The sequence below is a fragment of the Rhizobium sp. 01N447_2 genome (assembly GCF_056399245.1).
In genome coordinates, this window is the sequence record NZ_JBFTQY010000031.1 from 26,167 (window position 1) to 47,422 (window position 21,256).

Below are 21,256 nucleotides of genomic sequence, written 5' to 3' on the forward strand. Positions count from 1 at the left end.
GGTGGAGAACCTTCGCCGCACGGTCGCTGTCGTCGATGATGACGCAAGCCTACGGCGCAGCCTCGGGCGGCTGCTCAACGCCTACGGTTTTCTGGCCATGGAATTTGCATCAGCCGAGGCCTTTCTCGCTCGCGATCCCAAAACGGCGATAGACTGCCTTGTCCTTGATATCGACCTCGGTGGCATGTCCGGCATCGATCTGCAACGCAGGCTGAAGGCCGAGGGGACAACCCTTCCGGTGATTTTCATCACGGCACTGGAAACCGTCTCCGTCAAGGCGGAGGCGGAAAAGGTGGGATGCGTTGCTTATCTGCAGAAGCAGTTTTCCGGAGCTGCACTGATCGCGGCCATCAACAAGGCATTGGGATCGTGAGGTGTTGGGGCGGGAGAGCATGTGCTCTAAAAGCGACGATCGCCTTTGTATCGCAGGCGTGACGGCATGCCGGCCGTGTTGATGAAGTCATGGACGGCGACATCAACGACCAGAAAATCCACGCTCGGGAACGTTGTTGCATGTCGCAAGGTCATGACCCTGGCTTTGGATTGCCGATCTCTCGGGACCGGCATGTTCTGAAGGGAGTTCTACGGCAGGCATGACTGAGGGTTCAACGACGTGGATTTTTGACACGGCTTAACGAGCTCGGAGACAAAGTTTGTGGGTACGATGTTTTCGTGCTGGCTCGCCTCTTCCAAGGCGTTCATGTACGCGTGGCTGCGCGCGACAGGTATGACCGAACTTTGGATCTCGAAAACATGATTATAGTGAGCAGGTTAACATGCTTAGATCAAGAAATTGCCGATGTTGGTTGCCGGTCTTCGAAATTTGCAGCATGCTGATGGTTTTGCCGATGTTTTCCAGGAAATTTGTATTGAAAAATCCGAAGCTTACCCACGTCGGAGCGACAAACCTGCCGATGTTGATTGCCGATCTTCGCTGCCCAACAGGCTTCGCCATGAATATCAGGCGACTTCCGCATCCTACAGCCAGGTGTGTGGCGAGCTTCACCGGTCTCATCCACCAGGACACGGCATCGCCGGCGGGGTGATCGGGCGCCCTCCCCCTTACGACATATCAATCGACTTCATCTGGCCTAATTTGACCAGGGACCGCTATTTTCGCATGTGTTCGAAAGAGGAGGGGCATGAGTGGAGAACCTTCGCCGCACGGTCGCTGTCGTCGATGATGACGCAAGCCTGCGGCGCAGCCTCGGGCGGCTGCTCAACGCCTACGGTTTCCCGGTCAAGGAATATGCATCCGCCGAGGCCTTTCTCGCTCGCGATCGGGCAACGGCGATAGACTCCTTGTCCTTAATATTGACATCGGTCGCATGTCAGGCATCGATCTGCAACGCAGCCTGAAGGCCGAGGGGACAATCACCGGGCGACCTATTCAGGGCGATCGCCATCTCGCCAATGGCGTTGATGAACCAAAATCGCTGGCCTCGCCAACCGAAAAACTCCTTTCGGCGGCGTCCTTGATTGCACCAAGGCCTTGAATCCTGGCTTTGCCTTGCCAATCTGGCGAGGATCAACATGATGTAAGGGGAGTTCTGCGGCAGGTATGAGTGAGGTTCAACGACGGGGATTTTTGACACGGCTTACCGCCTATGAGCCGCTGACGCTCATTACGCTGGCATCCATCGCCGGTGGACTGTTCCTGCTCCAGCGACTGACGAGCGAAGTCCTGGAGGGCGAGACATTCCGCTTCGATGAGGCGATCCTGCTGGCGTTGCGACGGCCGGGCGAACTTGCCGTGCCGATCGGGCCAGGCTGGCTGACGCATGCCGTCGGCGATATCACCAGCCTCGGCGGTATCACGGTTCTCTCGCTGATGACGGTTCTCGTCACCGTCTATCTTCTGCTCGACCGGCGCTGGCCGATCGCGATCTTCGTCTTTTCCTCGGTGTTGACCGGCTGGCTGGCGAGCACGCTCTTGAAGATCCTCGTCGCCCGGCCGCGCCCCGACATCGTGCCGCATCTCGTCGAGGTCAGCGATCTCAGCTTTCCAAGCGGACATGCGATGGTCTCCGCGGTGACCTATCTGACGCTGGGCGCGTTGCTGGCGCGAACGCAGCGTTACCAGTCGACGCGAATTTTCGTTATGGGCGCTGGCGTCTTTCTCGCCGTCATCATCGGTTTGAGTCGCATCTATCTTGGTGTCCATTACCCCACTGACGTCTTGGCTGGATGGTGCGCCGGCGCGCTCTGGGCGCTCGGCTGCTGGCTGATTTCAAAGCGATTCGTTCCGAGCCGCGCGCCAGATGATGTTGCCGAAGCCGGAAAACGGTAAGAAGAGATAGCRGTTCAGGCTGATACGTGATTTCCGCCAGCATAACGGAAAAGAAACATGACAACTTTGACAACGATCACCTCGACGGTCACGGCCGCATTTCTCGGCTCCTTCGTCGAGGTCGTTGAAGCCTTCACCATCATCCTCGCCGTCAGCGTCACGCAGGGCTGGCGTCCGGCCTTCATCGGCACCAGTCTTGCACTCGCCCTTCTCGCTCTTCTCGTACTGGCGCTCGGTCCGCTGCTCGCCCTTATTCCGATCGAGCTGATGCAGTTCGTGATCGGAACGCTGCTCGTTCTGTTCGGCCTGCGCTGGCTGCGCAAGGCAATCCTGCGGGCTTCGGGCTTCATCGCGCTGCACGACGAGGAAAAGGCCTTCGCGACCGAGACCGACAGCCTGCGGCGTCAATCCGCCGAGCGCCGCGCCAATTTCCTGGCAGGGGCCGCAGCTTTCAAGGCGGTGCTGCTCGAGGGGATCGAAGTGGTGTTCATCGTCATCGCCATCGGCGCCGGACACGGCATGATCGGTTATGCCAGCCTTGGGGCCGCCGCGGCCTGCCTGCTGGTGCTGATCATCGGCATCTTCGTGCACAAACCGCTCTCGGCGGTTCCGGAGAACAGCCTGAAATTTGTCGTCGGACTGCTGCTCAGCGCCTTCGGCATATTCTGGGTCGGCGAGGGCGTCGGGGCCGACTGGCCCGGTGCTGACCTTTCACTTCTGGCGATCCTTGCCGTGCTTGGCGCCTTTTCCTTCGTCGCGGTTCGGATGCTGCGCCAGTATCTCGACACCCATGTCGAGGTGGCCGCGTGATGGATATTCTTAAGGTCGCGTTCAGGGAATTCTTCGGCATGTTCATCGATGACGGCGCGCTGGCGCTGGCGGCGATGCTGCTAATCGCCGCCGTCGGCGTTCTGGTGAAATTCGTCCACGTCGACGCACTGCTAGCCGCTGCTCTGCTTCTCGTCGGCTGTCTGCTGATTCTCGCCGAGAGCCTGGCGCGGGCGGCGCGAAAGAAGTTCCGACGGAAATAGCTCAGGCGACTGCTGCGATACCTTAAACAGGTGGTGGATCAGCGTCACCAGTCGAGGAGTTGCGCAAGCTAAGGTTCATTAGGCAGTCTCGCTGGTCACTCCTAAGCTCTCCGGCCGTGATAGGTCGTTGGCAGCGGAAGCGCTTCGTGGGCTTGAGCCAGTGTTTCGAGCCACGTTGCCAGAACATTCGGAATTTCTTCGTTGCCGCCCTCCAAATGGCCCATCTTCAAGGGGAAATGTCCGCTGCAAGGCAAAGGCACGAGGATTTTCGATCCAAGCCGGATCGTAAGCAAAAGTCGAGAGCTGCCGCGGCCCCGCCTGCGTGAAACGCAACTGGCCAACGGGTGTCAGGCTCTCGCCGAGAACGACATGGGCGTTGAACTCAGGCATCAGAATGAAGCGCCGTCTGGATCAACGACATCCGGATCCTCCTGTGCCGTCTTACCCTTGGCCCTCTGCCTGCGCACCGTAGTCGCAAAAGACCGTCCGCGACGTGGCTGGCGTTCGGCGGTCAACGCCAGACCCAGATCGTCTTTCCGGATGTCGACCAGGTCGGCCAACCGGTCGACAAGGCCAAGCACAACGAGAATATCGGCGAGCGTGCCGATCCCGACACCAGGATCTCCCTTTTCCAAGCGTGCGACGGTGCTCGGCGACGTGCCCGCCCGCACCGCCAGATCGGCCACGGCCATGCCGCGCCGCAAGCGAGCGCCGCGGACGTCGTATCCGAGCCTTTGGAGGGCAGGTTTCGATTTGGGCGATCCCATCGCGGTCAACTCAGATATGATCGATAAAGTTACTTATAATGTCATATATGATGAGTTGATAGTTTCCAAAAGCGCGTTGCGCAATAGACGTCCTGTCGACTACCAGCCCGATAGTCATGGCTTCTTAAAAGAGTGAGCGGTCAAGATGAATCCAACCGAAGGAGGACCCGCTTTTTCTCTGCGCGTTCAAGTGAGTGGTTCGCATTGAAGCGGGATATGATCCCAGCTATGAAAGGCCCCGGTGACCATTGCCCTGGACCGCTATTGCGGCACCTTGAACAGATGACGGATGCGCGTCACCAGCGAGCTCATCGAGCCACCGTTCAGCGTGGCGCCTTCGGGTGCGAAGGAATGCTGGCCGGTCTCGATGCGGCGCGACAAAGTGGCGGCAAGCTCTTCGGCGATGCCGGGCCGGTCGTGCAGCAGCGGCGTCAGGCTTACCTGGGCAATCTCGTAGACGACGACGAAGGTCAGCGCCCGCAGGCTGGCGGCTTCGCCGACGCCAATCAGCAGCCCGCTTTCGCCGAAATAATCGCCCGGCGCCAGCCGGCCGAGTTCGATTTCCTTATGGCCTTCCTGGCGGGTGGCGACGAGGGCGCCGCTGCGCACGATCATCAGCGATGCGACCGTATCGCCCTGCTCGATGAGGATGGCATCCTTCTTGTAGGTCCGCCGCGTCATCGAGCCTGCGAGCGTCTCCTTCTCGTCCTCGGTCAGCGAGAAAAACAGCGGGATGGCGTCGAGAAGCTTGAGCGGCGTCGGCCGGTGCGGCTTCGCCATATCCTCCGACTGCAACTGGTCGGGCGGTGGGCCGGCGGCGTCGAGCGGTCGTGCCAAGGTGAGGCCTGCGGCCTTGATATGACGGTAGATCAGATCGAATATCTCGTTCTTCGCCGGCCCCGCCTGGCCGATATCMCTGACGCGGAAGGAGAGTTCCACCTCCATTGCATCTGATGTCAGCGATTTGATCTGCACCCCGGGTTTCGGTTCGGTCAGGATCGAGTCGCTGCTCAAAAGCACGGCGCGCATGACCTCGATGATCGACGACGGCCCGATCGTCGGCACGACCCGGACCGTCAGTGAGGCGCCGTGACTGCGGTCGGGGCTGCTGAGATTGGTCAGCCCGACCTTGGCCAGAAAGCTGTTGGGCAGCACCACCAGGTCGTTAGAACCGTTCAGCAGATGGGTGGAGCGCCAGTTGGTTTCGACGACGCGGCCCTCGATACCGTCATTCAGTACGATCCAGTCGCCGATCGTATAGGGCCGGCCGAGATTGAGCGCGATGCCGGAAAAAACGTCGCTCAACGTGCTCTGCATCGCAAGGCCGAGGATGATGGCAAAGACGCCCGAGGTGGCGATCAGCGTGCCGACGGGAAAGCTGAAGACATAGGCGACCACAGAGAGGATCGCGCCGAGATAGATCAGGCCGATGACCAGATCCTGAACGAGGCGACCTTCTCTCGGCTGGCGCTCGAAGATCAGGAAGACGCGGACGAAGGCGATCAGCGCCCAGGCGGCATTGATCCACCAGACCACCTTGGCAAGGGCGATGAAGACACGCTCGAAGGTCGAAGCCGGCACCGGCCCGACTTCGTAGGGCACGATGTCGTGATAGAGCAGCAGGACGGTCAGCGCCGCGAAGAAGAACACTTGGCCGGCAAGCTTCCAGCTCGGGAAGGGCCGAAGCGCTATGCGCGTGACGATCGCACCGACCACGGCCAGCGTCCCGGCCTGGACGACAGGATCGGCTAGCACTCCGGACCATGTGACATTATCAAGCATCGACTGTCCACTTGCTGGAGCATGATGCCGAAAAGTGTGAGCGGTTTTCGGTCAACATCATGCTTCACTCTAGAATTCTAATGGTGGCTTCGCCGCATCCTGACTTCCAATCCGACCGCGAGGCAACCGTAAAATAGCGCCAGCGCCCAGAGCGTCAGAAACGGCGTGCGGACGTCGCTCAGCGGCGCCCCGAGCTGCGATACCGATACGATTCCGTTGATGGCGGAACTGCTGGGAACCAGGAGCGCCAGATATTGCAGCGCTTTCGGCATCGCCTCGGTCGGCCAGGAAAAGCCAGCGAGAAACAGGAAGGGGATGCCGATCGCCGCAAACACCAGCTGGACGGTGAGAGGGCTGCGGAACAATGCCGCGACCACCATGCCGAGCGCGCTGACGGAAAGCACGAAGGGCAGCGAGACGGCGAAGATGATGAGCGGTCCCCCGAGCCTTGGAATGTCGTAGAGATAAGGCAGCACGATCAGATAGAAGGGCAGCACCACCGCCTCCAGGACGAGGTAGGCGAGCAGCTTGCCGAGCACGGTTGCGAGAGCGCCGGCCGGCCGGCCGGCGAGCCCGTCGTTTGGCAGCGTTCCGAGCAGGCCGACGCCGATCAGGAGCATCTGCTGCAGAAGGAGAACGAAGGCGGCGGGCAGGAGATAGGTGGCATAGCCCCCCTGGGGGTTGAAGAGCGGCACCGCCGTCAGCGGCATCGGGTCGGAAGCCGCAGCGGCGATGGCAGGATCGGCATGCATGGCGACCAGCCTTGCAGTCTCGACCTCGGCGCCGAAAGTCTTGGCGACGGCAGAGACGCCGCCGGAGATGCGCGAATAGATCAGGAAGTAGCTGGCATCGGCATAGAGCGCCACGGGCGAGGGTCGTCCGTGCAGCAGGTCGCGCTCGAAATATTTCGGGATGACGAGGATGCCGTAGAGCTGGCGGCTGAAGACCGCGCGCTCGGCGCTTGGTTCGTCGGGCAGTTCGGCGCCGATGGACACATCGGCCGAGGCATCGACGCGGCGGGCGAACTGGCGGCTGCTGTCGGTGCCGTCGAGATCGACGAGGGCGATCGGCACGTCGCGCAGGGCCTCGCCCCGGTAGGGCTGGGGATAGAGGGCCGCATAGATGCAGGCTGCCAGAATGAGCACGGAGAATGCCGGCCGCAGCGACAGGATGCGCTGTAATTCGACGCGGCAGGTCGCCAGCACGCCATTCATCGGGTGGCCTCCCGCAGTGCCGACGCCTCGCGCCTGTTCCTCGATCTCATCGTCTCCAGCCGCAGCACGGTGACGGATGCAAGCAGGACGACGAGGAAGAGCAGCACGAGGATCGGCTTCCACGACAGATCGAGCGGCGTGCCGCGGATCGTCTGGTCGATCCTCGCCATCAGGTACCATGTGCCGGGGATCATCTGGCCGTAATAATAGGCGAAGTCGTTCATGCCGATCCTCGGGAAACCGATGCCCATGAAGCCGAAGGCGGGCGCGGCGAGCAGCGAGCCGATGCTGATGGCGCTCGCCATAGGCCGCAGCAACAGCGCCAGCAGCACGCCGATGAACTGGCTTGCCAGGATAAACAGGGTGCCGGCCATCAGCAGCAGCCAGCGATTGCCGCGCAGCGGCATGTCGAGAAGGTCGAAGAGCACCAGATCGGCGATGCCGAGCACCGCGAGAAAGATCAGCGTATAAGGCAGGATCTTGCCCGCCAGCGCCGGCCCCAACCCGCCGCCCAACCGTCGGAGGATACGCAGCCGGTGGCGGCTCTCGACGTCGAGGCCGAGCGAATAGGCCATCGTCGTGATGATCACCACCTGCAGCACGCTGGGCATCAGGGCGGCAAGAAGGAAATGGGCATAGTTGAGGGTGGGGTTGAAGAGCGGGTTCACCTGTACCGGAACGGGAGCGAGAGCTGCCTGTGCGGCGTCGACCGGCTCTCCCTGGGCGGTGCGCAACGACAATCTGATGCCCGCAGCCACCGTCGGCACGGCGGCATTGACACCACGCAGTACTAGATTGCCGGTCGTCATCGTCTGGCTGTTGTAGAAGAACACCACTTCCGGCCGGCGGCCGGACAATACGTCGCGCTCGAGATTGCGCGGCAGCATCAGCAGGCCGTGAACCTCGCCGGAGAGGATGAGTTGCCGGCCTTCGGCGAGGTCGCTGACGGCAAGCGCGACCGACGTATCCTGGGTGGCATCGACCATGCGGATGATCTGGCGCGACAGATCGGTGCCATCCTGATCGAGCACGGCGATCGGCAGGCGGGTTGCCAGACCTGCGCTGAAAACCGCGGCCAGAAGGCCCATCAGCAGCAGCGGCAGGACCGTCGTCAGGAACAAGAGGAACGGCCGGCGGCGAAACCAGTGGAACTCCCGTGCGAAGACGAGAATAAAACCGGGGTGCACGCGCCCGCGCGGCATCATTTCAACGCTCCGACCAAGCGGCGATGACGCTCATGCCGGGCCGCAGGCCATCCACCGCTTTTACCGGAACGGCGCGCACCTCGAACGTCCTGAGATCGAAATCGCCGGTCGCCCGCGTGGCCCGCCAGGTCGCATACTGTCCCTGTGCATTGATCATGGTCACCTTGACCGCGATCTTGTCGGGGCCGATTGCCGGCACGGCGACATCGAAATTGTCCCCGACCTTCAGGCCCTTCAGCAGATCCTCGCGCAGGTTGAACGTGAACCAGGGGTTCTGGAGATCGATAATCGAAAAGAGTGGCGCGCCGGCGCTGAAATTCTCGCCGAGTTCGGCAACCCGCGTCGTGACCTGCCCGGAGATCGGCGCATGGATCGTCAACTCGGAAACATTGACCTGCTGCTGATCGAGCGAGGCGCGCGTCTGCTCCACCTGCGCGGCGGCAAGCGCCTTCTCCTCCTTGCTGGAGCCGGCGACCGCCAGCCGCACATTGGCCTCGGCGGATTCGCGCTTGCGGATCGCTGCCTCGAGATTGCGGGCCGCCTGGTCCGCCTGAGCCTGGGTCGAGGCGCCGGTGGTGATCAGCCTGGCCTGACGCGCAGACTCTTCCTGGTAGAGGGTCACATCCGCGACGGCCGCAGCAAGTTCGGCGTTCGCCGCATCGATCGTCTCGGGACGCGTGCTGTCGACACGGGCAAGATCGGCTTGCGAAACGGAAAGGGCGGCTTGCGACATATGAAGTGCCGCCGTCAGTTCGGGACTTTCAAGCGCGGCAATGACTGCACCGGCTTCGACATTGTCCCCGACATCGACATTGAGCTTGGCAATGCGGCCGGAGACACGCGGGCTGATATCGACCCGATTGGCAGAGACTTCGCCTTGGACGATGRGCGGCGGCGGACGTGTTGCAAACCACAGCAGGATGCCGAGTGCTGCCAGAACCGCCAAGGCGATCACCGGCCGAAGAGTTCTGGAAGCTGTCATGACCCACTTTCCCTTGCCGAATGACGTCGCCCGGATGCATTTGGAAGACTGGCAGGTCAGCATTGCCGGTCGCTACAGAGATGTCAAATGACTGTTTCTATGTAACAACCGGTCTATTCGGCGAGGGTCTTGCAACCTTTACCCGAGGGAGGATGTGGGCCTCGCCCGTGCACCCTTGTCCTGTTCGAAATCTCCGGCGACGTACAGGTTCCGCACACAATGGAGTGGCACAAACGCCGAGGTTTCTCGTTGTTTTGGCCAAGCGGCTCAACCTCATCTTGGCGGCGCCCCATCCTTGCGGCGCCACAAGCGCTTGAGCGCTTACAGCGCCGCGCGTCTTTTAGACGCACGGCGCTGTAACACTTTCAATCCTCGCATCGTACTTTCCGAAAATCGATTCCGATTTTCGAGTCTTTGTTTTTACGCATGCCGTTGCCGCAAAACCGCTGCACACTTTTGCGCGACATGCTTTAGGTGCGCGGTTTCAGATTTTCTGGGTCATAGATCGGCTTGTACCCGACGCCGACAACCTCCACCGGATAGCTTTCGGCAAAATACTCGACATTCAGCCTGCGTCCGACCTGGCAATGCGACCAGGGTAAATAKGCCAAAGCAATGTTCTTTCCGACCGTTGGGCCGTAGGCGACCGAGGTCGTGTAGGACCGGCGGCCAAGCTCGTCGACCAGAACCTCTCCCGTGGCGGGATCGACAACCGGCATGTTGCCGACGGGATAACGTTTCACGCCCGATTTATCGGTATTCTCGGTCATCACAAGGGTGCAGAGCATCGCCGGTTGGTGCTCACGCGCCTTGTATTCCAGATGTTTTGCCTTGCCGCGGAAATCGGCTTCCTTGACCTTCGGACGGGCGAGATCGGCTTCGATCAGGTTGTACTGGGTCAGGAGGTCGGCGTTCTGAAGGCGCAGGCTCTTTTCCATGCGGCGCGAGTTTGCATAGGTCTCGACGCCGAAAGCCATCACGCCGGTTGAGCGCAGCGCATCCCAGACAGCGAGGCCGTCTTCGTACTTCATGTGCAGTTCCCAGCCCTGCTCGCCGACATAGGAGATGCGGAAGGCGGTGACGGGTTTGCCTGCGATTTCGATCGGCTTGATCGCCGCAAAGGCGAAGTTTTCCTGATCGAGCCCGGCCGGATCGGCCACAGCCTTCTTCAGCGTGTCGCGCGCGTTCGGACCCCAGATGCCGATCGTCACGAATTTTTCCGAGACGTCTGAGATGATCACGTCAAGGCCGCGGTCTTCGGCGACGCGCTTCATATAGTGCAGGTCGCGCGGGCCGGCATCGGCGCCGTTGACGAGACGGCACCGGTCGGCCATGCGGAAGACCGTGAAGTCAGCGCGCACCATGCCTTCGTCGTCGAGGAAGTGGGTGTAAACGCCCTTGCCGATGTTTGCGTCGCCGCCGATCCTTGCGGCGCACAGCCATTCCATCAGCTCGACATGGTCAGGCCCCTCGATATCGACCATGTGGAAGTGGCTGAGATTGACGATGCCGCAATCCTCGCTCATCGCCAGATRCTCGGCATTCGATACGCGCCAGAAATGGCGGCTGTCCCATTCGTTCTCACGAACCGGGACGCGGTCGGCGTATTTCTCCAGCAGGTGCTCGTTGGCGGCGTAGCCGTGCGCACGCTCCCAGCCGCCAAGTTCCATGAAGTAGCCGCCAAGCTCCTTTTCGCGCTCGTAGAAGGGCGAGCGCTTGGCATTGCGGCCGGATGCATAGGGTTCGCGGGTGTGAACAGCCGGGAAATAGATCTTCTGGGCGGCTTCGTAGCAGCGGCCCTCGATGAACTCTTCCGTCAACTGATGCGGATAGAAGCGCGCGTAGTCGATGCTGTTGTGATCGATTTCAGTACGGCCATCGGTCATCCAGTCGGCGATCAGCTTGCCGTAGCCCGGGCCGTCCTTGACCCAGATGGCAACGCAATACCAGAGACCCCGCACCTTCTGGCTCTCGCCGCAGGAGGCGCCGCCGCCGGCCGATACTTGCAGCAGGCCGTTGAAGGAGTGACCTTCGTTATAGCCGAGTTCGCCGAGGATCGGCGTCAGTTCCATGGCGCGCTCGAGCGGCTCGATGATCTGCTCCATCTCGAGATCACGCTGCGAGGGCGAAAGGCGCGCTTCGTGTTTTTCGAGAATATCGCGCGGATGGCACATGCGCGGATTGGTGGCTTCGTAGTAGCCCCACTCGATCTGACCGCCCTCCGTCGTCGCCGGGTCGCCGGTATCGCGCATATAGGCGGAGTTGCCCTGGTCGCGCAGCAGCGGGAAGCCAATTTCCTTGCCGGTGCCTTCAAACTCGTTATACGGACCGAAGAAGGTGAGCGGATGGTCGACCGGCATGACCGGCAGGTCTTCGCCGACCATCTCCGCGATCAGGCGCCCCCAGAGGCCGGCACAGACGATGACGTGGTCGGCCATGATCGTGCCGCGATGGGTGACGACGCCCTTGATGCGACCGCCTTCGACGATCAGCGACTTCGCCGACGTGTTGCCGAACACCTGCAGCTTGCCAGCCTTTTCGGCGGCATCGACCAGCTTGCCGGCAACGGTCTGCGAGCGCGGAATGACGAGGCCGGCATCCGGATCGTAAAGGCCGCCCATCACCTGCTCTTCTTCGATCAGCGGGAACTTCTCCTTGATCTCGGAAGGGCTGACATAGTGAGCGCGCGTGCCGAAAGCGCGGGCCGAGGATAGCTTGCGCTTGATTTCCTCCATCCAGGCATCGTCGCCGGTGCGCGCCACTTCGAGGCCGCCGATGCGGGCGTAATGGCCCATCTTCTCGTAGAAATCGATCGAATATTGCGTGGTCCAGACCGACAGATAGTCATGGCTCGTGGTGTAACAGAAGTCCGAGGCATGGGCTGTCGAGCCGATATCGGTCGGTATGCCCGACTTATCGATGCCGACAATATCGTCCCATCCCCGCTCGACGAGATGATGCGCGATGGAGGCGCCGACGATACCGCCGAGCCCGATGATGACGACCTTTGCCTTTTCCGGAAATGCTGCCACGTGCTGTTCCTTCTACTTATCGCACGAATTAAAATACCCTAGCCGCGCTTGACGTACGCTTCGCGCGTGAGATGCAGGAGCCATGCCAGCCTCGTAAGGAGTGTCACATTTGCCGAAGCTGCGGAACCCCCAGACCGCTCCGCATGGCAGCTGCGATGAGGGTATTATGCATAAGGCTCATGATCGTCATTGGTCCTACGCCGCCTAGTACCGGCGTAATTGCGCCAGTCCGGATCGAGGCCGCGAGGCAACCGTAAAACAGCGCCGGCACTGCTGCGATCCATTCCGCATCGAACGGTCAGGCAATGACTGGCTAAGATCGGATATGGGCGAGCCCTTGCAACCGGCCTGTCCGCTCGCATGCCCCGGGATCACGGCGCTGAAATCGCCGCAAGCCGGTCGATGTCCACGAGCACGATGTCTTCGGAAACGGGCTCGCGATTGTGCAAGCGGAACCATTCCGCCGCTTCCCGGACGCGGTCGCCATGCGGCGATGGATAGGCGCCGAGTCCGAGAACCCATTCCCGTACGGTCTCGCGCTCCATCCGCCCGGCCCGGTATCGATCGCAGACGGTTTTCGCTGATGCGACGAGATCATTGATGCTTTTCACGGGATACCCTCAATGCACGGATGGCTCTTCATCTTCGAGAAACGATCGAATGCCGTCGCGGGCGACGACCGCCAGGAATTCGTCGAAGGCATCCCGGTCAGTCGCAAATGGCTCGTCCCAGCGGATCAGATCCTCCGCTTGCGTGACCACTTCCATCGTCCAGTCTTCATTGYTGCCCGATGTGCGGAAGATATCGACGAGCACGGTGATCCCGTCGTCGGTGAATTCTCCCGCCAGTTCGGAGTGTTCGAGCTTTTCTTTCTTTGCCATCATTCAGCCACCTGCACCGGGCGGTGCGTCGTTTTTGAGATATTCTTCATATTGAACCGTCTCGGTTTCATTCGTGTCGATCGAGGCATCTGCGCGTTTTGCCAGGCGAACGCCCGCACCGCCACCATTTTCCGGGATGAAAACAACGCCTGCGCCTTCCAGGGCGTGCTTCATATCCTGAAGGGTTCGTTCATAGGGAGAGCGTTTTCCAGCCTCGAAATTAGCAATCGTCGCTTTGGCGACTTTCGAGGCCGATGAGAGATCGTCCTGAGACCATGCCAAAAGGGCGCGAGCAGCGCGGCATTGAGCGGAAGATAGACACAAAACAATAACCTTGCATCAAAAGTGTGATTCTGCCTTCGGTAGATTATATAAAAAATGTAATCTCCAGACAAGACACGACGAGAAAGCCCATGACGGAATAGGGCATTTTGAGCCGTTTGACATTCCCTGGAGTGGTCCGCCTATTCCATGCTTTAGACCATTAATACTCCACGCTCATCTGGCGAAAGGGAAGATTGATTGACTGAATATTATTAACGTCTAATTTAGATAATACTTATCACGCGCGGGGGAGGCAACAATGCGTGAACCAGATATGCAAAAACTCGATGCGCTTGTCGGTCGTCTTGTCGGAGACGTCGGCGCCGCCATGTCAGGTGCGTTGGTCGTGCTTGGCGACAAGGTCGGAATCTTCAAGGCGATGGCCGACGGAACGCCGATGAGCGCCCAGGATCTTGCCRAGAAGACAGGGATCAAGGAGCGTTATCTCAGGGAATGGCTGAGCGCCCAGGCGGCCGCGGACTATGTCGCTTACGATGAAAAGACGGATCGTTTCAGCCTGACGCCGGAGCAGGCGATGGTATTTGCCGAGGAAAACAGCCCCGCCTTTTTCGTCGGCGCCTTCGAGGTCGTCCAATCCATGTGGATGGACGAGCCCAAGGTCGCCGACGCCTTCCGCACCGGCAAGGGTCTCGGCTGGCATGAGCACAGCACCTGCCTTTTCCGAGGCACCGAACGGTTCTTTCGCCCAGGCTACAACAGCCATCTCGTCGCCGAATGGATACCGGCTCTTGCCGGGGTTGAAGAAAAGCTCAAGGCCGGCGCCAGTGTAGCCGATGTCGGCTGCGGTCATGGGGCCTCGACCATCCTGATGGCGCAGGCCTATCCCGCTTCCCGCTTTACCGGCTTCGACTATCACGGCCCATCGATCGAAAGAGCAAGGGCCGCCGCAAAAGATGCGGGCGTCGCCGACCGTGTGACGTTCCAGCAAGGTTCGGCGGCGGAATTTCCGGGGCGCGGCTATGACATGGTCGCCATGTTCGACTGCCTTCACGACATGGGCGATCCGGTCGGCGCCGGCCGGCATGTCAAGGAGACGCTTGGGCCGAACGGGACGTGGCTGATCGTCGAGCCTTTCGCTCATGACCATCTCAAGGACAATCTCAACCCGGTCGGCCGCGTCTATTACGGGGCGTCGACGATGATCTGCACGCCGGCGTCACTCTCCCAGGAGGTGGGGCTCGGGCTTGGCGCACAGGCGGGAGAAATGAAACTCCGAAAGGTCGCGCTCGACGCCGGATTCAAGCATTTCCGTCGCGCCACGGAAACGCCGTTCAACATGGTGTTCGAGGTGCGGGCCTGACGCCACTGGGTTATCAGGTTGCCAGCTATCTCAGTTTTCCGATGCCGGCAAACAGACCATCCCCCGGCATTTGACGATGATGAAAGACGGGCAGTTCTCCGGCCCCATCCGGACGAAGTCCTGCCAAAGCGTCGACCAGACCGATTCCATCTCCCGCATAGGCTTTTCAAGCCAGGTTTCGGAGCGATCAAGGAGGACAGGATCATGGTCATGGGGCCTTTGATCCTGAGACGCTACTTGTCCGACGTTTGAAGGCCCACGGAAACCGCACCTTGCGAAGCTCGCTCCCGCTCATGGTAGCCGTCCAAGGGGAGGGCGTCTTCATAGTGATCGGGTTGGGAGGCCCCCTGGAACTGTTGGCGGAACCGGGTCGACATTGAAGMAGGTGATGACGAACGACGGAGAATTTCGCTCTGCTGGCCCGCGAGAAACACGTGCTAAGCCACAGCTTCACCAACCGTCAGTTGAGGCGGGCTTCGTCGATATTATCCTAGTGCAGCCGTCAAAGGCGGGGCCAGGTCTGCGACTCACAGACTACCTTGAGGACGCAGCCCTTCATCTTCAGCGCATTGCCGGAGACCGTCAGGGAGCCGTCGTAGGTCTTTTTCGCATCTGGATCGGTGATCTTGCCCTCGTAGCTCCCGTCCTTGCCATTGAAGTTCCCGATCTGCTCGCCGGCATGTTTACCGGACTTCAACGTGATGCAGTAGCCACTGCCACAGGCAGCGATCGCGGCGGTATCGCCAAGTTCGGTCTTCCAGTTCCCGACGATCGGGTCTTGTGCATAGGCGATGGCGGCGGAGGCTGCGAGGGCGGCGGCAGCGAATATTATGCGGTTCATGATGTCCTCCTCGGTTGAATTGGCCCGGAGACTACCTGCTTACGCCATCCGAGGCTCGTAGCTTCTGGTATGCTCTGTCCGGTTTGCGAACTGCTGATCGTGGAAACGAACGCCCAAAGYCAATCCGGAGAAGCATTGCCGGTAACAGCATTGAGCATCGTCTGACGAAGGTGAAGCACCCCTGGACCAACGGACAGGTCGAGCGGATGAACCGGACCATCAAGGAAGCCACTGTCAAGCGCTTCCACTACGACGATCACGCACAACTGAAAAAGCATCTTGCCGACTTCATCGACGCCTACAACTTCGGGCGAAGATTGAAGACGCACAAAGGGCTCACGCCCTACGAGTTCATCTGCAAGCAGTGGACATCCGAGCCGAAACGATTCAGATTAGGGACTGAACAGCTGGGCCAGAACCTCGAATATTAGCGTGTGYAGTTCGGCGTCGGTCGTCCTTCCGCGCAGTGCTTCACCGCTGCTGCGGCCGGCTGCGTCCCACTCGTGCCCGCCAGGGTTCCGACATGGGTGGCGTAGTTGTCGCGAGTGTCCTGATCGATTACGGCAACGGGTGCTGCGAGAACCAGGCCGGCAACGTTCCCAGCAGCCGTCGCAGCTCCGGTGGTCGCCACCAAAATCTGGTCGCCAATTCCGACGTGGCTGTCGGTCAGCGTCTGCCCCTCGGATATACGCTGGCCAATGAGCTGCACGATTTGTGGCGATTCCGCGAACTTGCCGTGGTTCATGCTGTCGCCGGATTTGATCTTGGTAAGGTCGATCACCATGATCTTGTTGTCCTCGAGCTCCTTCTTATACGGGGCCTGCTCCGGGTCGATGGCGCCGAGCCGGGAGACGTCGCCCCAGACCCGGCGCGAAAACGCCAGCGCCTTGTCGTCACGGGAGACAAACAGCGTGAACTGTGGGTGCTGCTTTCCCATATCCGCGATTTGCTGCCGGAACACGTCCACGTCGACGTCGGGAGCCGCCAGCATGACGTTCTTGAACTTCTCCGGCAGCCGGCCATTGCGGATAGCCATCTGGCGCAAGGATTCCAGAGCCAGCCAATTGCCCATCGAGTGCGCGAGGATCGAGACTTCCTTCACCTCGGGATCCTTTGCCAGATACTGGAAAAGCGTCTCCAGGGCGTTGCGGGTATAGTTGGTGCTCTCACGGTCATAGCCGTAGGCGAGCAGGCTGCCGCGCGACGGCCATGTCACCAGGATGGGCGCACTATGGACGCCGGAGTCGTGAACGATCTGCGCGAAACGGTAGACCGCATCCTCGAACCGGTTGTTGAAACCGTGGATGAAGACAAGGACACTACCGTCGGGGGTCTTCCTGACGCTCGCGCTTAGCCACTTCTTGGCCTCGTCGACGTTGAGATCGTCGGCCTTCACGGTCGCGAAGTCGGTCGCCGGATTGGACGGTAATCTCTTCGGCCAGGCGACCTGTCCTTCCTTGCGAACCTTGCTGGGCGGAATCGAGATCGTCATGTCGGCGAAGGCCGGGGCCAGCGCACGTTCTCCGTTGAACATCTCCCCTGGAACGGTCGACCGAGTGCGGGTCGTCGCGATCAACATGTCGACCTTCGGCGACTGCGGCGACGTGTCGGCCACGGGTGTCAGCACGTCCTTTGGATGGCCGCCACATCCCGCAAGTGCCATGGCCGCCGCACATACAAGAAGCCAACGAAACCAACTCGCAGGAGCCGACGCCCGCGCAACGCTACTATTTCTGCCCACGCATCGCCCTCATCCAACAATGTCTTGACAGCCCCTCGACTGCCTCGTCCTAACAGCAGTAGACCCCGACGGTGCAGCGCCAAACCTTCGTGATTGCCTGGCCAACGACACGTACCCCTCTAGATCGATCATTGCAATGCGGGCAACGCTACAGTCGGACGACGGCAAAAGCCCGTAACATCTGGTAGCATCTGTACCGAAACAGCTCGGTGCACCGCCCTCCCGCAGCGCTACCGCGGCACAAGCACAGCCGATCCTTGAGGCCGCCAGAGCATCGACGCCTCCACCTCGTCAGACGCGGCAAGGCCGGCCTTTCTGATGTCCGCGATCAGTCTTGCCCTGTCGGCGGGTCGGAAGTTTCTCGCCTTGAGTTCGGCCACCACGTTGGGAATGAAATCCGGCCGCATCGCGTTGAAACTGGAAGCCTCGCGGCGGGCGTCATCCATCATCCCCGCATTCGCGTAGATGACCGCGGCGACGGCATGGTAGAGCGGAAACTTCTGTAGATTTGCCTGCTTGATCTCGATGACCGCAGTCTCGTCGTCATGCAGCATGTAGGCGGCGAGCGCGCGGGTGCCATGGTAGTAGCCGCCGCCACCTGGGTTGAGGGCAAGAGCGCGGTCGAGCAGTTCAGCACCACGTTGCCAATCCCCACTCATCGCGACACGCGTACCAAACTCTCCGAGCAGTTCGGTATCGTTTGGATTGGTCGCCAATGCCTGTTCGCCAACGTGGAGGGCTTCGGAAACCTCCTGATGGAAGAACAACGCCGTCATCAGCGCCTGATGGGCGCGCGTGTTGTCCGGATCCAGCTGCACGGCGCGACGGGCCGCCTGCAGGCTGCGATCAATCGGAGGCGACCCGTTGGTGTTCGGATTGAACCGGAACCGGTCCTCATCGAGATAGATGATGGAGAGCATCGCCCATGCGGTGGCAAAGGATGGATAACGGGCGACGGCGCTTTCGAGGCACTGCCGCACGTCCAAGTGCCGCTTGGCGCTCAATTCCGCTCGGTATCCATAGAAGCTCAGCGTGCAGGCGTAGGCGCCAAGATCGTCAGGGGGCGGATTGGAGACGTCCGCCTGAGCCATGATGCCATAGGGCTGGGCCACTGCGCTCGCCACCTTGTTCGCTACATCAGACTGAATGTTGAACAGATCGCCACTCTTGATGTCGTCGTCGTAGGTCTGCGACCACAGGATTTCGTCATTATCGGTATCAAGCAGGCGCGCCGTCACGCGAATGCGGTCACCCGAAACACGAACGCCGCCCGCAAGGAGGAAGCGGGCGCCCAGCTCGCCACGCACCTGGGACGCCTCGACGCCGGAGGGCAAGGACTTCGATGTCTCGCGACCGAAAACCCTGATTTCCTTGAAGCGAGGAAGGGCGGTCAGAAGCTCCTCGGTCAGGCCCGCCGTATAAAGGGCAGCCTGCGGCCCGTCTCCGAGATTGGCGAACGGGGCGACGACGAGCGTCGGACCTTCCTCGATGGATTCGTGGGATGTAGAGCCCAACCCTATCGGTAGCAAGTAGGCAGAAGCGGCCACCGCCGCCATGACCACGCCGAGCATGATGCCAGCTCCTAGACCGAATGGCGTCAATTTCTGAAATCGTCGGCGCAGTATCGAAAGCCGATCGTCAGAAGACGCCGGGGCCTCTTCGTTCCAGACGAAAGACGGCGCGTAACCGCCTTTGGGGATGTCGATTCTGATCGGATCATGTTGTCCGGCGATCAAATAGTAGCGCTCCAGCGTGCGCCGCAGCCGTCCAGCCTCTATTCGGACTACGGGATCGTCCTGCCTGAACCCTTCGCCCCGCTTGAACACTTCGATGGCAATCGAGTAGCCCTTTATGCGGTTGGCCCGACCGGCAAGCGCCTCCTCCGTGACATAGGTCAGGAAGGCAGCGCTTCGACCTACCTTCGGAAATTCATGACTGCAAAGGATATGTTCGAGCTGCGCGCGAATCTCGTCCTGGTTCGGTGGAGCACGCGACAAACCCAGCGCTGCATCGCGCGCCGGTGGCGATTGGTTCTGCATGGCCTTCTCCTCACCCGCTCTTGAGGCCGCGTATGCACGAAGTAGCTTATTTCCCCAACGGACCGTAACCTACACTAGAAATTGAATGTCGTCCACAAAGGTAAGATCTTCGGGTGTAATCGCTCCACGTCGAACCGATCTATCCAGGTAGGTATTGTGTAGTGCTGCCCTGATCACCCGCACCATGTGTCCGCGGCGCCGGGCGCCATACTCGTATGTTACAGTTACATACTTGCGCTTTTACAGTGCTCGGCCACCATCGCGGTCGCAAGCAACCCCGTGTCTCCCGGTTGGATGGGCCGGAAGTGCTGCCGCAGGGGATTCGATAACTCATCGAATAAGACAGGAGTACGGCAAATGTTGACGAAGCGGGATCTATTTCGCTCCGCCGCGGCGATCGCTGCCGGCGCCGCGATTGCAAGGCCAAGCAGGCTGATGGCGCAAAGCTATCCCGGCATCATCGAGGCCAAGGACATCGCCGAGGAAGGCTTCATCTACGGTCTGCCGCTGGTGATGAACTATGCGGTCATGCACGAGTTCGCCGTCGACCCGAAGTCCAGCCAGTTCAAGGCGCCGTTCAATAAGATCGACAACCTCAACCACGTGGCGACCTACGAAGACACGGCGGTCGTCACGCCCAACAGCGACACGCCGTACTCCATTCTGTGGCTGGATCTGCGCGCCGAGCCGATGGTGATCTCCGTGTCGGCGGTGGAAAAGGAGCGCTATTATTCGGTGCAGTTGATTGACGGCAACACCTATAACTTTGGCTATATCGGCAGCCGCGCTACGGGAAACGTTCCGGGTTCCTATCTGGTTGTCGGACCCGACTGGAAAGGCGAGAAACCGGCCGGCATCAGCCAAGTCTTTTCCTCGACCACCCCGTTCGTGTTCGCCAATTTTCGGACTCAGCTTATCAACGTCGAAGATATGCCGAACGTGGAAAAGGTACAGGCCGGCTACAAGGCGCAGCCGCTTTCCGCTTTCCTGAAGCAACCCGCCCCGCCGGCCGCGCCGAAGATCGATTTCCTGCCGGCCACCACTTCCGGAATCAAGGACAACTTCTTCCAATATCTCGACGCGGCACTGCAATACGTCCCCGAGACGCCACGGGACAAGGAAATCCGTGCGAAACTGACGAAGATCGGCATCGGTCCGGGCAAGACCTTCGAGTTGAAGGATCTATCGCTCGAACATAAGGCCGAAATCCTGGTGGGCATGAAGCAAGGCGACGATAAAATCGACAAATGGCTGGCCAGCGGAAACAAACCCATCAACGGCTGGAACGTCAGCTCGCTTCTTGGCGACGAAGCCTTCTACAACGGCGATTGGTTGCTGCGGGCCGGAGCCGCAAAGGCAGGCCTCTATGGCAACGATGCAGCAGAGGCCATGTATCCTTTCACCAGAACGGATGCGACGGGGGAAGCGCTCGACGGCAGCAAGCACAACTACACTCTCACCTTTCCGGCCGGGCAACTCCCGCCGGTGAACTCCTTCTGGTCGGTGACGATTTATGACGGCAAGAGCCAGCTCCTGATCAAGAACCCGATCAACCGCTACCTCATCAACTCTCCGATGCTGCACGGCATGAAGAAGAACAAGGATGGTTCGCTCACCCTCTACATCCAGAAGGACAGCCCCGGCGTGGAAAAGGCGGCAAATTGGCTGCCTGCGCCAAATGACACGATCTACCTGGTAATGCGTCTGTACTGGCCGAAGACGGAAGCGCCTTCGATCCTGCCTGCTGGCAAAGGCACCTGGCAGCCGCCCGGCATCCATGTAGCGAAATAATTGTCCGACGATAAA

20 protein-coding genes and 2 pseudogenes are annotated in these 21,256 nt (G+C 60.4%); 9 read left to right on the forward strand and 13 right to left on the reverse strand.

Annotated elements, in window-relative coordinates; translation table 11 throughout:
* Window position 1: 1 nt before the first annotated feature.
* From AC1ECN_RS20935 to AC1ECN_RS20960, 6 genes and pseudogenes are all read left to right on the forward strand, one after another.
* A complete protein-coding gene (locus AC1ECN_RS20935) occupies window positions 2-373 on the forward strand; it encodes a response regulator transcription factor (protein ID WP_024319899.1) in 372 nt (123 codons plus the stop codon).
* Between the two features lie 457 nt (window positions 374-830).
* Window positions 831-1,046: a hypothetical protein gene (locus AC1ECN_RS20940; protein ID WP_163861970.1), complete on the forward strand. Its 216-nt coding sequence runs from the start codon at window positions 831-833 to the stop codon at window positions 1,044-1,046.
* A gap of 100 nt (window positions 1,047-1,146) precedes the next feature.
* A pseudogene (locus AC1ECN_RS20945) lies at window positions 1,147-1,373 on the forward strand (response regulator); the annotation flags it as partial.
* A 188-nt stretch (window positions 1,374-1,561) separates the two neighbouring features.
* Window positions 1,562-2,290 carry a phosphatase PAP2 family protein gene (locus tag AC1ECN_RS20950; protein WP_018069870.1) on the forward strand — a complete coding sequence of 243 codons (729 nt, stop codon included), beginning with the start codon at window positions 1,562-1,564 and terminating at the stop codon, window positions 2,288-2,290.
* A gap of 57 nt (window positions 2,291-2,347) precedes the next feature.
* On the forward strand, window positions 2,348-3,100 hold the full coding sequence (locus AC1ECN_RS20955) for a COG4280 domain-containing protein (protein ID WP_130674089.1): 753 nt from the start codon (window positions 2,348-2,350) through the stop codon (window positions 3,098-3,100).
* Window positions 3,097-3,321, forward strand: coding sequence for a hypothetical protein (locus AC1ECN_RS20960; RefSeq protein WP_018069872.1), 225 nt, complete (start codon window positions 3,097-3,099; stop codon window positions 3,319-3,321). Before AC1ECN_RS20955 ends, AC1ECN_RS20960 begins: the two co-directional genes overlap by 4 nt.
* 389 nt (window positions 3,322-3,710) lie before the next feature.
* Here the strand turns inward: AC1ECN_RS20960 and AC1ECN_RS20965 are convergent, their stop codons facing one another.
* The 10 genes from AC1ECN_RS20965 to AC1ECN_RS21010 form a co-directional block, all read right to left on the reverse strand.
* Window positions 3,711-4,088: a helix-turn-helix domain-containing protein gene (locus AC1ECN_RS20965; protein WP_018069873.1), complete on the reverse strand. Its 378-nt coding sequence runs from the start codon at window positions 4,086-4,088 to the stop codon at window positions 3,711-3,713.
* Between the two features lie 261 nt (window positions 4,089-4,349).
* On the reverse strand, window positions 4,350-5,870 hold the full coding sequence (locus AC1ECN_RS20970) for a mechanosensitive ion channel family protein (RefSeq protein WP_477953986.1): 1,521 nt from the start codon (window positions 5,868-5,870) through the stop codon (window positions 4,350-4,352).
* 77 nt (window positions 5,871-5,947) lie between these two features.
* Complete coding sequence (locus tag AC1ECN_RS20975) at window positions 5,948-7,084, reverse strand: ABC transporter permease (protein ID WP_130655388.1); 1,137 nt, start codon at window positions 7,082-7,084, stop codon at window positions 5,948-5,950.
* Window positions 7,081-8,289, reverse strand: a complete 1,209-nt coding sequence (locus tag AC1ECN_RS20980) for an ABC transporter permease (protein WP_130674088.1) — start codon at window positions 8,287-8,289, stop codon at window positions 7,081-7,083. The genes AC1ECN_RS20975 and AC1ECN_RS20980 overlap by 4 nt, the downstream gene beginning before the upstream one ends.
* A 1-nt stretch (window position 8,290) precedes the next feature.
* Window positions 8,291-9,271, reverse strand: coding sequence for an HlyD family secretion protein (locus AC1ECN_RS20985; RefSeq protein WP_477953989.1), 981 nt, complete (start codon window positions 9,269-9,271; stop codon window positions 8,291-8,293).
* A 470-nt stretch (window positions 9,272-9,741) separates the two neighbouring features.
* Entirely contained in the window at window positions 9,742-12,303 is a 2,562-nt protein-coding gene (locus AC1ECN_RS20990) for a GcvT family protein (protein WP_477953991.1), read from the reverse strand.
* A gap of 103 nt (window positions 12,304-12,406) precedes the next feature.
* A complete protein-coding gene (locus AC1ECN_RS20995) occupies window positions 12,407-12,574 on the reverse strand; it encodes a hypothetical protein (RefSeq protein WP_348628654.1) in 168 nt (55 codons plus the stop codon).
* A gap of 100 nt (window positions 12,575-12,674) precedes the next feature.
* Window positions 12,675-12,914 carry a hypothetical protein gene (locus AC1ECN_RS21000; RefSeq protein WP_003554151.1) on the reverse strand — a complete coding sequence of 80 codons (240 nt, stop codon included), beginning with the start codon at window positions 12,912-12,914 and terminating at the stop codon, window positions 12,675-12,677.
* A 9-nt stretch (window positions 12,915-12,923) separates the two neighbouring features.
* Entirely contained in the window at window positions 12,924-13,184 is a 261-nt protein-coding gene (locus AC1ECN_RS21005) for a hypothetical protein (protein ID WP_477953993.1), read from the reverse strand.
* 3 nt (window positions 13,185-13,187) lie between these two features.
* Window positions 13,188-13,508 carry a helix-turn-helix domain-containing protein gene (locus tag AC1ECN_RS21010; protein WP_018069877.1) on the reverse strand — a complete coding sequence of 107 codons (321 nt, stop codon included), beginning with the start codon at window positions 13,506-13,508 and terminating at the stop codon, window positions 13,188-13,190.
* A 259-nt stretch (window positions 13,509-13,767) separates the two neighbouring features.
* Between AC1ECN_RS21010 and AC1ECN_RS21015 the strand changes: the two genes are divergently transcribed.
* The gene (locus tag AC1ECN_RS21015) at window positions 13,768-14,829 is read left to right on the forward strand and encodes a class I SAM-dependent methyltransferase (RefSeq protein WP_477953996.1); all 1,062 of its coding nucleotides are present in this window, start codon (window positions 13,768-13,770) and stop codon (window positions 14,827-14,829) included.
* Between the two features lie 502 nt (window positions 14,830-15,331).
* Here AC1ECN_RS21015 and AC1ECN_RS21020 read toward each other — a convergent pair.
* Window positions 15,332-15,670 (reverse strand): DUF2147 domain-containing protein, encoded by a 339-nt coding sequence (locus tag AC1ECN_RS21020; RefSeq protein WP_130655394.1) that lies wholly within the window; start codon window positions 15,668-15,670, stop codon window positions 15,332-15,334.
* 143 nt (window positions 15,671-15,813) lie between these two features.
* Between AC1ECN_RS21020 and AC1ECN_RS21025 the strand changes: the two are divergent.
* Window positions 15,814-16,101 (forward strand): annotated as a pseudogene (locus tag AC1ECN_RS21025) (integrase core domain-containing protein); the annotation flags it as partial.
* On the opposite strand, the gene AC1ECN_RS21030 reads toward AC1ECN_RS21025, so the two are convergent.
* Together AC1ECN_RS21030 and AC1ECN_RS21035 are read right to left on the reverse strand one after the other, a co-directional pair.
* Window positions 16,098-17,333: an alpha/beta hydrolase gene (locus AC1ECN_RS21030; protein WP_477953998.1), complete on the reverse strand. Its 1,236-nt coding sequence runs from the start codon at window positions 17,331-17,333 to the stop codon at window positions 16,098-16,100. The pseudogene AC1ECN_RS21025 and the gene AC1ECN_RS21030 sit on opposite strands and share 4 nt — an antisense overlap.
* Before the next feature lie 308 nt (window positions 17,334-17,641).
* The gene (locus AC1ECN_RS21035; RefSeq protein WP_130655396.1) at window positions 17,642-19,450 is read right to left on the reverse strand and encodes an adenylate cyclase; all 1,809 of its coding nucleotides are present in this window, start codon (window positions 19,448-19,450) and stop codon (window positions 17,642-17,644) included.
* Window positions 19,451-19,807: 357 nt separating this feature from the next.
* Between AC1ECN_RS21035 and AC1ECN_RS21040 the strand changes: the two genes are divergently transcribed.
* On the forward strand, window positions 19,808-21,241 hold the full coding sequence (locus AC1ECN_RS21040) for a DUF1254 domain-containing protein (RefSeq protein ID WP_018069884.1): 1,434 nt from the start codon (window positions 19,808-19,810) through the stop codon (window positions 21,239-21,241).
* Window positions 21,242-21,256: the final 15 nt, after the last annotated feature.